Raw genomic sequence first — 13,711 nt, forward strand, 5'->3', positions numbered from 1 at the left:
TGAGGGTAGATTTACAGCATTCTATTACCAGAAAGATTGCTTTTTATGAAAAAACATTTACTACCGCCGACCTCGCAGGTCAGGCAAAAAACACTTGCTTTTCTATGTTTATTTACCGTATTTAATTTGTTTTCCGGCTATGAAGGGAGGGCCCAAAGCTCCGGCTATGTCTTGAAGAATGCACCTATTGGCGGTGGCGGATTTGTAACCGGCATCGTTACCCACAAAACATCGGGCGACAGGTATTGCCGCACGGATGTGGGCGGCGCTTACCGCTGGGATGCCACGAACAATAAATGGGTGCAGTTGCTCGACTGGCTTGGCGATTCACAAGGTGACCTTTATGGCGTTGAGGCCCTGGCGCTTGATCCGCAGAATGCCAATAATGTTTATCTGCTCTGCGGAACCAATTATAATGGCAATGGAAAGTCGGCTATATTAAAGTCAACCGATAAAGGAAATACTTTTACTTATACCGACCTTACCAATACGTTTAAAGTGCATGGAAATGGAAATGGGCGCGGTAACGGTGAACGATTGGCAGTTGACCCCAAAAATAGTAATATATTATTCTGTGGCACAAGGGCGAACGGCTTGTGGAAGAGTACAGATGCCGGCGTAACCTGGAGCCAGACCTGGAGCGGTGTAACTACCACAACCAACGGCAACGGTATTTGTTTCGTGCTTTTTGACCCTTCAGGCAGCGTAGTGAATGGAGCCAGTCAAACCATTTACATCGGTGTTTCCCGCACCGGGGGGGCGACTATCTACAAGAGTACAAACGGGGGCGCCAGCTTTACCGATATTTCCCCGACCACCAGTTTTATGCCGCACCGGGCTGCCCTGCAGGGAACTACCATGTATGTTACCTATTCAGACAATGAAGGTCCGCAATCAACTAACGGCGATGGAAAGGTATATAAGCTTAACACTGCTACCGGTGTGTGGACAAACGTTACCCCTGCTAGTTGGAAGGACCATGCATACGGTGGCGTAAGTATAGACCCAACTAATGTAAACCGCGTAATAGTTTCTTCCTGTGGCAGTTATACTAACAACCAGTTTGGTACCGGCTGGGGCGACTACGTTTTCCTCACTACCGATGGCGGAGCTACCTGGACGCTTAAAAACGGCACCAATGCCACCTATGATGCTAACGGCATGGGCTGGTCTTGCTGTGGCGCAGTTAACTGGATGGATTGTATCGAGTTTGACCAGGCCAATGTAAACCGCGTGCGGGTTGTAGGCGGAGGCGGCGTATATACCTGTCCTGATATTACCGCCACGAATACCAGCTGGAAATATGATGTGGTCGGCATTGAAGAAACCGCCTTGCTCGACGTAACAAGCGTTCCCGGCGGTTCGGTTATTACCTCTTTCGGCGACGTAACAGGCTTTGTGCATGAGCCGTTGACTTCTATTCCGCAGGTAAAATTGTCTCCTACAGACGGGAATAATCAGAGCATTGCTTATGCGGCCGGCAACACAAACAGGGTGGTAAGAGCTTCTAACGGGGGAAGCGTTATTTACTATTCCAACGATAAGGGCGCTACATGGACGGGAGCCTCTTCCAATATGGGTACTGACGGAAAGGTTTCCATCAGTGCTGATGGAGGCACCATCCTGCACTGCCCCGGAAGTTCTACTACAACCTACTATACCACCAACAACGGAGCAAGCTGGACGGCCTGTTCGGGTGTATCCGTACAATACGCTGCTCCGGTGGCTGACCAGGTAAATGCAAATTATTTCTACATATTCTCGCCGAGAACCGGGGAGTTATTCAGAAGTACCAATAAGGGAGTCAGTTTCTCAGTAGCAGGCACGCCGGGCGCATCAAACGCGAATTATCCATGGGAACCAGACCAGATAAGGACAGTGCCGGGGTTTGAAGGGCATGTGTGGGTGCCGCTTTTCGGCAATGGATTAAAGTATACAACCAACGCCGGAGTATCTTTTACAACTGTTTCCAATGTTACTTATTGCAAAGCGCTGGGGGTAGGAAAAGCGATGCCCGGGGCCAGCTATCCTACTGTTTTCATTTGGGGAACAGTGTCAGGCGTAACAGGCCTTTTCAGATCAACAGATCAGGGTGCTACCTGGCTCAGGTTAAATGATGACGCCCATCAGTTCGCTGGCGCCCCATTGCTCGTAGGTGACATGAACGTTGCCGGAAGGGTATTTATGAGTGCCGGTGGCGGAAGAGGTTTAGTTTACTGGGAGCCTGCTACCTGTACACCTTCTACCATTACACCGTATGTACAGCTTAATGGCGGAAGCTGGCAGCAGACAGCCACTGCCACTGTAAATACAGGTGGCAGCGTGTTGTTTGGCCCTCAGCCCGTCACAGGAGGTTCCTGGAGCTGGAGTGGTCCGAATAATTTCAGTGCTGCTACCCGTGAAGCAGGCATTTCAAATATCCAGGTAACCCAGGCCGGAAATTACGTGGCCACGTATACCAATAGTGGCGGATGCCAAAGCACACAGACCTTTAACCTTACGGTTACCGGCTCCATACTGAGGGAATACTGGACGGGGATCAGCGGAACTGCTATCAGCAACCTCACCTCGAATGCCAATTATCCAAACAATCCTACGGGTAGCGGGCAGCTCACCAGCCTGGAGGGCCCCACAAACTGGGCCGATAACTATGGCACCAGGATCCGTGGATATATCCATCCTACAGCAACCGGAAGCTACACCTTCTGGGTAGCGGGAGACGACAACACGGAATTATACCTGAGCACCAGCGAAAACCCGGCTAACGCATCAAGGATAGCTTACGTGAGTGGATGGACGAATTCGAGAGAATGGAATAAGTACAGTACACAGCAATCCACTACTATTAACCTCACTGCCGGGCAGAAATACTACATCGAAGTGCTTCAGAAAGAAGGTGCTGGCGGCGACAATGTAGCGGTAGCCTGGCAGGGGCCCGGCATTACACAACAGGTGATCGCCGGAAATTATCTCTCGCCGTTTGTTCCGGGTTCTTCGGGTGGCAGAATAGCAACGCAAGTGAACATAATTAATGAGGATGCTATTAGCTTATATCCTAACCCGGCCAATGGCGGACGGTTTACGGTCCTTCTTCCGGAAGCTTCCGAAAATGCGGTCATAAGTATTTATGATAACCAGGGCAGAATGGTTTACAAAAAGAATGCGCTGGGCGGTAACAGAATACAGATCAATTCGCGGCTTAAGGCAGGGCTCTACCTTGTGAAGATAAATTCGAAAGCAGGTAGTTTCACCAGGAAGCTCATCGTTAATTGACAAATCTTTCATTAGTTCCTGGGAATGCTTCGCTGGAAGCATTCCCAGTTTTTTTTGTTAGATGGTTCTCCATGTTTTTTTGAATGGATAAAATTATAAGTTCATAATAGTTTTTGGAAATGAGTTGTAAAAATGCAATGCTGGTTTTACCGCATGATATGCTTTTTTAATAGAAGGTCGGATTTGTATAAAACAAAGTCTAATTCGGGGTACTGTAAAAAAAATGCCATAAGTAAATTTGTCTGGATATTAAGATTGCTGTAATGCTGTTTGGCAATAATACAAGGCTATATGAATAAAAAGCAGAGTACCGTATTTGCGTTCTCTTTGATCACGTCCCTGTTCTTCTTATGGGGTTTTGCACATAATCTTGATCCTGTCCTGATCCCGCATTTGAAAAGATCGTTTACATTGACCATTACTCAGGCTACGCTTGTAGATTCGGCGGTTTTTGCAGCTTACTTTTTAATGGCGCTGCCTGCAGGTATGTTGATGAAAAAATTAGGCTATAAGGCTGGTATTATAACCGGGCTGCTGTTTTTTGCCACCGGCTGTTTTCTTTTTGTGCCGGCGGCCAATATGCAATCGTATAATTTTTTTTTGATAGCCCTGTTTGTAATTGCATGCGGCCTTACAATCCTTGAAACGGCAGCCAATCCTTACGCAACTGTTTTAGGTAATCCCGAAACCGGTGCGCAGCGGCTCAACTTTGCACAGTCCTTTAACGGCCTTGCTGCGGCGCTGGCGCCGGCGATCGGTGTAAGGCTCATCTTAACAAAGGGGGTTACCGATGAAGAATTAAATTCGATGACGGCAACTGCACGAAAACTGGCGCTGGCTGCTGAAGCCTCAACTGTTAAACTGCCCTATATTGTATTGGGCTGCGTGCTCATAGGCATTGCCTTGTTGTTTGCCCGTACCAAATTACCGTCCATAGAAGCTGCTTCCCATGGCACGGCAAGTAAAAACGTTTTTCATGCATTCAGGCACAGGCATCTTGCCTGGGGAGTGGTAGCGCAATTCTTTTATGTAGGCGCGCAGGTATCTGTGTTTAGCCTCTTTATTCTGTATGCTCCAAAGTCTTCCGGTATTTCTGAGATCAAAGCGGGTGATTACCTGAGTATCTGCGGTGTTGCATTTCTGGTAGGACGGTTCGTTGGTACGGCCCTTATGCAAAAGATCAGGCCGAACACGTTACTTGCCTGGTATGCTATTATCAACCTGTTGCTTTGCCTGGTAGCCATATTTGCCACTGGCATTATTACGGTATATGCGGTTATTGGCATCTGCTTCTTTATGTCTGTAATGTTCCCAACCATTTTTGCCCTGGGAATAAATAAGCTCGGCGCCGATACGGAATATGGCAGCAGCCTCATTATCATGTCGATTGTAGGCGGCGCCATTCTGCCCCGTATCTTTGGTTATATCAGCGATGCCACCGGTAATATACAATATGGTTATATAGTACCCTTCTGTTGCTTTGTGGTCATTGCTTTGTTTGGCTACAAAGGTTACGAAGTAAAAACTGAAACAGATAAACCCTCATATAATCCTTCATCTATAGTATAGTTATGAAAAGATTTACCCTTGCGCTGGACCTTGTAGATGATCCCGCGCTTATTACAGAATATGAGCATTGGCACCGGGCCGGGAACGGCTGGCCCGAGATAAAAAAAAGCATAGAAGATGCGGGCATTGCCAATATGGAGATCTATCGTACCGGCAATCGCTTATTCATGATCATGGAAACGGAAGAAAACTTCTCTTTTGAGCAAAAATCAAAAATGGATGCCTCCAATGCTAAGGTGCAGGAATGGGAGCAGTTGATGTGGAAATTTCAGCAACCGCTTCCCTGGGCAAAAGAAGGGGAGAAATGGGTCATGATGAATAAAATATTTGACTTACACCACAAATAACAACAGAAATGAACAGGCAAGCGGTATGTACTATACTTTGTGCTGTATTCGGCATGTTTCAGTCATCTGCGCAGAGTGGCAAAACCCAAAACATAAACGACTGGGAAAATCCTGCTGTTAATGGCATAAACAAAGAGAAACCGCACGCTTACAATTTCCTGTTTGAAGAGAAAGCTGCCAATGCAATGATCCGGTCACTCAATGGAGTATGGAAATTCAAATGGTCCCCCGATCCGCAATCCCGTCCGGTCGATTTTTACCAAAAGAATTATTCAACAGAAAACTGGACTAATATTCTGGTGCCGGGAAACTGGGAGCTCCAGGGTTTTGGCACGCCCATTTATACCAACTTTATCTATCCGTTCAAAAGAGATCCGCCAAAAGTTACAGGCGAACCGGAAAAACACTTCACAAGCTTTCAGGAAAGAGATCCTGTAGGCAGCTATTGTACAACTTTTACGGTTCCCGAAAGCTGGAACAATAAACAGGTGTTTTTAAACTTTGGGGGCGTGCTCTCGGCCATGTATGTGTGGGTAAACGGACAAAAAGTTGGCTACAGTGAAAACTCCATGTCGCCTGCAGAATTCGATATCACAAAATATCTTCAGAAAGGAGAAAATAAACTGGCAGTGGAAGTATATCGTTGGTGCGATGGCAGCTATCTCGAAGATCAGGACATCTGGCGTATGAGTGGTATTTTCAGGGATGTTGATCTAATTGCCCGCCCCAAAACTTTTATCAGCGACTTTTTTGTAAAAGCGGTACCCGACAAAATATTTGAAAACGCTAACCTCTCTGTAGCCCTTACTATTGATAACCGCTCTGCGCAAAATGTTTCGGAGTTGCACGCAGAAGGGGAAGTAACCGGCTATTCAGCACAGGGCAACATCGTTGATCTTGTTTTTAGCGGGAAAGTGCCCATGGTTCAGGCCGCAAAACAGGCATCACTTGATGTAAGATCATTCATATCGCATCCCAGGCTATGGTCGGCCGAAACTCCCGACTTATATCACCTTACCATAAAACTCAAAAACAATAAGAATGAGCTTGTAGACAGGGCTGAATGCTACTTCGGTGTTCGTAAAATAGAAGTGCGGGGCGATGTGTTTTATGTCAATGGAAAAGCGGTTAAACTCAAAGGAGTGAATCGCCATGAGCAACACCCGCGAACAGGAAAACATGTAAGCAGGGCAACCATGGTCCGCGACCTGGAGCTCATGAAACAGGCCAATATCAATATGATCCGCACCTGCCATTATCCTGACGATCCCCTGTTCTATGAGCTTTGCGACAGGTATGGCATCTATGTAATGGACGAAGCGAACCAGGAATCACATGGATTTGGTATTGGAAATAAAGAGATGGGAGATAACCCGGTGTGGAAGACCTCGCATGTTGAAAGAGCTGTTGCATTGGTACAGCGTGATAAAAACCATCCCTGTGTTATTTTCTGGTCTTTGGGAAATGAAGGCGGTCGTGGGCAGAATCTGGTAGCCATGGCCGATACCATAAGAAAGCTTGATACAAGCCGGTTGGTATATTCCGATTCGCAACGTGATGTTGCCGATTTGTACGACGAAGGATATTTGCATCCTGCCGATCTGAAGAATTTAGGTGAAAAAATAAAAGATAAACCGGTATTCATGCGCGAATACCTGCACGTTATGGGGAATTCGGGCGGGAACCTCCAGGAATACTGGGATGTAATTTATGCCGATCCGGGCCTTACCGGCGCTGCCATCTGGGAGTGGGTCGATCAGGGGCTGGCCCGGAAAAAAGATGGTTCCCCGCTGAAACTTACAGAACATCCTGATGATTATCAGCTGAAGGATGATGAATACTGGGCTTATGGGGGCGATTTTGGTGATCAGCCAAACGATGGGAATTTCTGTATTAAAGGGCTGGTTTCATCTGACAGAAAACCATATCCGCATTATTTTGAAGTGCAGAAAGTTTATCAGCCGGTTGTATTTCAGCTGTTAAACGATAAGGACATGACCATCCGGGTTACCAACCATTTCGATTTCCTGCCGCTTCGCAATTTCGATTTTGAATACGAGTATACTTTGAACGGCAAACAGCTGCAAAAAGGGATGCTTCGCTGCGATAACATTTTGCCGGGAACCTCTGCTGATATCGCAATTCCTTCCCTAAAAGTGGCCGATGGAGTGGCTGCTGAAATATGTTTGAATGTTTATGCAAGGCTCAGGAGCGCAACCCCATGGGCCGAAGCGGGTTTTTGTATTGCCCGCGAACAGTTTGTAGTTAAGCCTTTTACCTGTAAAAGAATAACGCCTGCCGGCGGCATGGTTACTGTAACCGGATCAGACACCCACATTGAATTGAAAACAGGGGCCATGTCCTTTACCCTGGATAAGAAAAATGGCTCGTTGGTTAGCTGGAAGGTTGATCAGCAGGAACTGTTGAAAGGAAAGCTGGAGCCCTTTTTCTGGAAAACGCCAAACGATAATCAAAAGTATAGTGGTTATGTGAAAGCGTTGGGTATCTGGAAGAAGGCGGCAGAAAACCTGGTAGTTAAGAATGTTGAATTGTCAAAGCAGGATAATCTGGTAGCTGTAAAATTCGAAATGAATATACCAGCCATTGGTGCAAATTATACGCTGAACTATCAATTAAACGGCCAGGGGAAGTTACAGGTGGAAGCCGCCTATACACCGCTGAGCGATACCATTCCGCTGATCCCGAAATTTGGGATGCGGGTTCGCATTCCGGAAAACTATAGTACTATTGACTGGTATGGCCGCGGCCCCTATGAAAATTACCCCGATAGGAAAACAGGTTCCCTGATCGATCTGTATCGTTCCCAATTAGCCAATTTCATTACAGCCTATCCGGCGCCGCAGGATAATGCAAACCGTTGCGACGTGCGCTGGTTGGCAATGAGTGCACAAAGTAAAGGATCGATAAAAATAACAGGCCTGCAGCCGCTTTGTTTCCGGGCGTGGCCTTATACAGAAGAGGATCTGGAAGTCACAAAGCATGATTACGAACTTCCAATCCGGGATTTTATAAATCTGAATATTGATTTGAATATACATGGAGTTGGCGGCGATGACACCTGGGGCGCAAAAACCATGGATAAATACACCAATGCCGGCAACAGGCCTTATCAGTATGGATTTATACTTGAATATTCAGCCGCAAATTGAAATAAGCCACATTGGTTCAGTGAATGCCTATTGTGTGATTTTGCTCCCGGTATTTCCCGGGGGCAAGACTTGTTTTCTTTTTAAACACCTTTGAAAAATGTTGCAGATTATCGAATCCTGTTGCCTCGGCAATTTGGGAAAGTGATAGTTGGGTGGTCACCATCAGGTATTGGGCCCTTTCAATACGTTTTGTATGAATATAAGACAAAGGCCTTTCGCCGGTGAGCTTTAAGAAAATTCTTGACAAATAATCGGGATGTTGGTTAACAATGTTCGCCAGGTGCTTTACCGTTAAAGGTTGGCCCAGGTTGAGTTGTATAAATCCTAACAGGTCTACCACCTTTGATGGTATTCCTGTTGGTTCGCTCTGTTGAATTTGTTTGGGGTCTATAAACTTTGAAATGAGTTGCAGCAGAATACCTTTCGTTTCAAGAAATAGTTCATAACTCTGCTTGTTGTTAAGTTCTTCATACTCCTGGTAATAGATGTTTTTTTCATAGACCTTTGGGTTGTCTGAACGGTTGATCTTTCTGCCGGGGTTTATCTCGAGTAATCTTTTAAAATTGGCAATGTCTAACTCCGTTGCTTTGATCTTGAAAACAGTACGGCAATGGTGAAATAAGGAAATACCATCCAGTGTATCTTCAAAAAAATGAATAAAATATTGTCCCAGGTGACCCGAACATTGAAGATTACACAAAGTGAAGCTGGGTATAAGATACATATATCCCGGCTCCAGAACCCATGAACCCTTATCGTTGGAAATGCTTCCTTTTCCTTCATCGATATAATACATTCGAAAGTACGGGCTTAGTACATTCTTATAATTCCATTTATTACCAAGCCGAACGTAATCAACGTTTAATAAAGTAAATGAATGTTTAAGTGCTCTCCTGGTCATTTTTAAAGTGTGAATACAACGTCGAATCTATGCATTTTTTTGTAATGTCGGATTTGTATAAAATAAAGTCTTATTCGTATTAATGTAGGTGTTTCCCTTTAGTTAAATTTGTTTAATAGCTTAATTAGCCGCCTGGCACCATTAGGGGGCATCTCATTATCCGTACTATACTATAAGAGCATCATTCCCTGGAGTTATTATGCAGCGCGTGTAAAATGGCGTCGAAATCAATTCAAAGCGCGACCTGCCATCATAAAAAATTTACAGCGGAATTATGTTTAATAAAAATGATCCCCAAATATCAAAGGAGCACAAAGAGTTTTTGGAGAAATGTATTGCTGTCGTGGAAAAGCATTTGAACGACGAAGTGTTTAATGTACAGATCTTACAAAAAGAAATGGGAATGAGCCATTCCACGCTTTACAGACGGATTAAGTCAGTTTCAGGATTGTCAATAAATGCATTTGTGCGATTGATCAGGTTGCAGAAAGCAGCGGAGATCTTGATCAATACCAACTGCAATGCTACCGAAGCCTCATTAATGGCAGGGTTCAATGGGGCGAAATATTTCCGGCAGCAGTTTCAAAAAGTGTTTGGTATGCTCCCCTCTGAGTATATCAAAAAATACCGGACAACTTTCGATAGTCCGCATGCAATTAAAAAAGAAGCCGCTGAAAGTGGTGGGCCAACGAACGATGCCTCAATATTGTAAGTACTGCTGAACCGGTTTTCTCCAATTTATTGGATTTTTATCCTATTCCCTAATTTGACAGATTTGTTCCCCTCGTACTGTTGCATAAAAGTTAATTTTATGATGCAAGGTGTAACCATGCTATTTTACCGGTTACCAACATCCCAAATGCTTTTCGACGCTAAATACACGCTTTAATAACGACACTTTAAAAACCAACACACTATGAACAACAACTTACAACCACCGTAAAACCCTTGTGCCGGACCTGCTAATTATATGCATCATGCTGCTTATGCAGCATGTAACCTTCTGCTGTCCGGTCATTACCCAATATTTTTTTTTAATAAGCAACGCCTCAGTGAAGACGGGAGGCGGTTGCATAGTCCATTTCTATCCCTTTACTGCAGGATGGGAAGCGGGATTTTTTTAAACAAATACCTCATTTAAAACATTCAATCCTATGATTTTTTCTGCATTTTTTGCAGGAACCGGCCATGCCATGCTCACAAGGAGGCGGAACCTGCAAAGACCTGATCCTAATCAATTGGCCTTTTATATACGCACAGGAACATATTGCCTGTTACTATTGGTATGCAGCAACCGGTTACTGGCCCACAACGTAGGCGGGCAGGGCACCAGGGCTATTGAACAAACTATTACTGAAAATGTAAAAACAGATACGGCTATCACTGTACGTGGTGTGGTAACCAATGCCAATGGCCAGCCTGTGGCGGGGGCTAATATCTTAGTGAAAGGGTCGACTCAGGGAACTACCACCAACGAACAGGGCATTTATATAATTAGAAATGTATCGCCCAAAGCCGTATTAACGGTCAGTGCTATAGGCTATGCCGATGAAGTGGTTGGCATAGTGTACCGCACTGCTATTGATATAAAAATGGAAAGATCAGGATCGAATGGCCTGGATGAAGTGGTGGTGGTAGCATACGGTACAGCCCGCAAAAGAGATCTCACGGGGCCTGTAAGCCATATAGGCCCTATTGAAATGCAGGACCGGCCTATTGTTTCTATTGACCAGGCCATGGCAGCCCAGTTACCCGGCGTACAGGTTCAGGCAGTTACCGGATCACCTGGCACGCCGCTGCAGTTAAGGATCCGTGGCGCCGCCTCGGTTTCTGCCAGCAATGATCCACTGTATATAGTTGACGGCGTTCCGGCTGAAAATTTACAGGACATCGATCCTACGACCATTGCCTCGGTCGATGTATTAAAAGACGCTTCTACCGCTGCTATTTACGGGGCCCGGGGGTCGAACGGGGTTGTAATAATAACTACCAAAAAAGGAACAAAGGGTAAATCCCGTATAACCGCCAGTGTGAATTTCGGCAGGCAAACACCGGAACAACTGGTGCCTATGTTGAGCCCGGAAGAATGGATCCAATTTAAAAAAGATCTGATCGATTCAAGCTGGGTGGCTCGTGGCCGCAGCCTTGGTTTGCCCTATAGCGCAACTGATGATATGAATTACCGGGCAAGCCAGCTCACATCCCCTTCAACACCTGTTGCCAATACCCATGCGCTGGCGAATACTAATTATATGTATGACCCTTATTGGAATTATGGAACAGACAGCCTTGATTATGTTGACTGGCAGAAGGCATTTTACCGGCCGGCTTATATGCAACGGTATAATTTGTCGGCATCGGGCGGCAATGATAATGTGTTGCATATGGTTGCAGGCGAATACCTGAACCAGGATGGTATCATTCCTGCGTCGAATTACAAACGGTATAGCTTCCGTTCAAATATAGAAGTTAAACTCACCAATTCAACTAAGATCGGCATGGAGCTGGCGCCTTCTGTTTCTATAACCAACGGCGCCAATGTAGATGGTAAAAATGGGGTAGGTGCGGCTGTTGCAGGTACAGCCCCCGTACAGGAAAAAGGTATGGGTAGCAATTCTGGTACGGTTGGCAGCACGCCTTACCGTTGGGTGGCCGACCAGTTAAGCCCAATATTTCAAATGGAAAATACCTATAACAATACCCAGCTCACTAAAGTGTTAAGCAATGCGTATATCGATACCAGGCTGGCAAAGGGATTAAACCTGCGGGTAACCGGCGGCTGGAACACCAGCAGCAGCGATTATAAAAATTATACGCCCACTTCGGTTGCCAGCTCGCGCAGAACCGATAAGCCCGGAAGTAAAAGCACTTCTATCCGTAACACCGCACGCAATCAGTACTACCTGTTTCAGTCGGTTGCTACTTATAACCTGGCCGTGGCGCAACATGATCTTAAATTAGTGGGTGGTTATTCTGTTGAACAGAATTTCCTGGCCCAAACTTCTCAACGGAACAGCGGTTTTCCGAACGATAACCTGTACACCTTTGATCAGAACTCATCAACCGTAACCACTTCTTCTGCATTTGAAAGCAAAAGAAGGCAATTGTCTTTCTTCGGTCGCATGAATTATGCCTATAATGGTAAGTACCTTGTTTCGGCCACCTTCAGAAGAGACGGTATCTCAAGGTTCATCGGAAAAAATCAATGGGGCTTTTTCCCTGCCGCTTCCGCCGCATGGCGTATCAGCCAGGAGTCGTTTATGGCGCCGCTTTCGAATATTGTTAATGATCTAAAGATCCGGTATAGCTGGGGTATTGCCGGGAACGACCGCATACCTGGCGGCGATTATCCTGCAGTTGGTTTAGTGAATCCAACAAGCTACAATTATAACGGCGCCTTATATACAGGATACTCAGCCACTTCAATTTCCAGTCCCGACCTGAGGTGGGAAAAAACAACCAGCCAGAATATAGGCCTGGATGCATCCTTGTTGAAAAACCGGATCAATGTAACACTTGATGTTTATACCAAAACCACCAATGACATTTTGTTAGCGGCTCCTGTTACAGCCGCCACCGGCTTTAGCACTGAGAACAAGAACATTGGTTCTGTTCGCAATTACGGATTCGAAGTGATGATCGGTACTACAAACATTTCCGGTAAGGATTTCAGCTGGACCACCACCGGTAATTTCTCGTATAATAAGAACAGGGTAATAAAGCTTGCGAATGACAACACACCTATATATAAGGGTTGGGACAATACCGTTAAAATAGGGGTAGATCAGTCACTGTACAGCTATTTTATTTACGATGCTATTGGCGTTTATACCAGCCCCGATATGCTGAACAAGCTTCCTGTTATGAGCACTAACAAACTGGGCGACCCCATTTATCGCGATGTAAATGGCGATGGCAAGATCGATGCCAGCGATATCACCAACATGGGGCATGCCGACCCTAACTTTGTATGGGGGTTAACCAACCGGTTCACTTATAAGAACTTCGACCTGTCGTTCCTGTTGCAGGGACAATGGGGCAACCAGATCTTCAGCTTATTCGGCCGCAATATCGACCGGCCCACTACCGGTTTGGGTAATTATAATGCTAAAAAAGTATGGGCAAACCGTTTCCGTTCCGAGGCGTTCCCCGGCGATGGAAAAACACCCCGCATTGATGCCAGCACTTCCAATTTGTATGATACCCGTTGGTTGTATAATGGTGCGTTCTATAAGGTCAAGAACCTGATGCTGGGGTACACGCTCAACAAACCTGCTTTTTTACGCGGGCTGAACAGCATACGTATGTATTTCAGTGCTGAAAATATCTGGATGCATGATAAGTATGATGGCGGTTTTTCACCGGAAGCATTTCAGTACGATAACCTGGCCGATTGGTCGAGTTACCCTACCACAAAAACATTCAGTGCAGGTATTAACCTTGGACTATAG

7 protein-coding genes are annotated in these 13,711 nt (G+C 45.7%); 6 read left to right on the top strand and 1 reads right to left on the bottom strand.

The window, feature by feature from the left end; genetic code table 11:
• The first annotated feature begins 45 nt into the window (after nt 1-45).
• From A3860_RS14220 to A3860_RS14235, 4 genes are all read left to right on the top strand, one after another.
• A complete protein-coding gene (locus A3860_RS14220; RefSeq protein ID WP_143774098.1) occupies nt 46-3,273 on the top strand; it encodes a T9SS type A sorting domain-containing protein in 3,228 nt (1,075 codons plus the stop codon).
• A gap of 291 nt (nt 3,274-3,564) precedes the next feature.
• Nucleotides 3,565-4,842 carry an L-fucose:H+ symporter permease gene (fucP, locus tag A3860_RS14225; RefSeq protein WP_081147383.1) on the top strand — a complete coding sequence of 426 codons (1,278 nt, stop codon included), beginning with the start codon at nt 3,565-3,567 and terminating at the stop codon, nt 4,840-4,842.
• Between the two features lie 2 nt (nt 4,843-4,844).
• Nucleotides 4,845-5,189 carry an L-rhamnose mutarotase gene (locus A3860_RS14230; RefSeq protein ID WP_081147384.1) on the top strand — a complete coding sequence of 115 codons (345 nt, stop codon included), beginning with the start codon at nt 4,845-4,847 and terminating at the stop codon, nt 5,187-5,189.
• Between the two features lie 8 nt (nt 5,190-5,197).
• On the top strand, nt 5,198-8,359 hold the full coding sequence (locus tag A3860_RS14235; protein ID WP_216823443.1) for a glycoside hydrolase family 2 TIM barrel-domain containing protein: 3,162 nt from the start codon (nt 5,198-5,200) through the stop codon (nt 8,357-8,359).
• Between the two features lie 16 nt (nt 8,360-8,375).
• Here A3860_RS14235 and A3860_RS14240 read toward each other — a convergent pair whose 3' ends face one another.
• On the bottom strand, nt 8,376-9,260 hold the full coding sequence (locus tag A3860_RS14240; protein ID WP_081147385.1) for a helix-turn-helix domain-containing protein: 885 nt from the start codon (nt 9,258-9,260) through the stop codon (nt 8,376-8,378).
• A gap of 274 nt (nt 9,261-9,534) precedes the next feature.
• Here A3860_RS14240 and A3860_RS14245 point away from each other — a divergent pair, with 274 nt between their 5' ends.
• Both A3860_RS14245 and A3860_RS14250 read left to right on the top strand, forming a co-directional pair.
• Entirely contained in the window at nt 9,535-9,972 is a 438-nt protein-coding gene (locus tag A3860_RS14245) for a helix-turn-helix domain-containing protein (protein WP_081147386.1), read from the top strand.
• 442 nt (nt 9,973-10,414) lie between these two features.
• Entirely contained in the window at nt 10,415-13,711 is a 3,297-nt protein-coding gene (locus tag A3860_RS14250) for a SusC/RagA family TonB-linked outer membrane protein (RefSeq protein WP_081147387.1), read from the top strand.

Source organism: Niastella vici (assembly GCF_002077945.1).
Classification (GTDB): Bacteria; Bacteroidota; Bacteroidia; order Chitinophagales; family Chitinophagaceae; genus Niastella; species Niastella vici.

Bases quoted from the DNA above. Each gene is read 5' to 3' on its own strand.
- A3860_RS14220 (WP_143774098.1), top strand. From the start codon at position 46: ATGAAAAAACATTTACTACCGCCGACCTCGCAGGTCAGGCAAAAAACA.
- fucP (WP_081147383.1), top strand. From the start codon at position 3,565: ATGAATAAAAAGCAGAGTACCGTATTTGCGTTCTCTTTGATCACGTCC.
- A3860_RS14230 (WP_081147384.1), top strand. From the start codon at position 4,845: ATGAAAAGATTTACCCTTGCGCTGGACCTTGTAGATGATCCCGCGCTT.
- A3860_RS14235 (WP_216823443.1), top strand. From the start codon at position 5,198: ATGAACAGGCAAGCGGTATGTACTATACTTTGTGCTGTATTCGGCATG.
- A3860_RS14240 (WP_081147385.1), bottom strand. From the start codon at position 9,260: ATGACCAGGAGAGCACTTAAACATTCATTTACTTTATTAAACGTTGAT.
- A3860_RS14245 (WP_081147386.1), top strand. From the start codon at position 9,535: ATGTTTAATAAAAATGATCCCCAAATATCAAAGGAGCACAAAGAGTTT.
- A3860_RS14250 (WP_081147387.1), top strand. From the start codon at position 10,415: ATGATTTTTTCTGCATTTTTTGCAGGAACCGGCCATGCCATGCTCACA.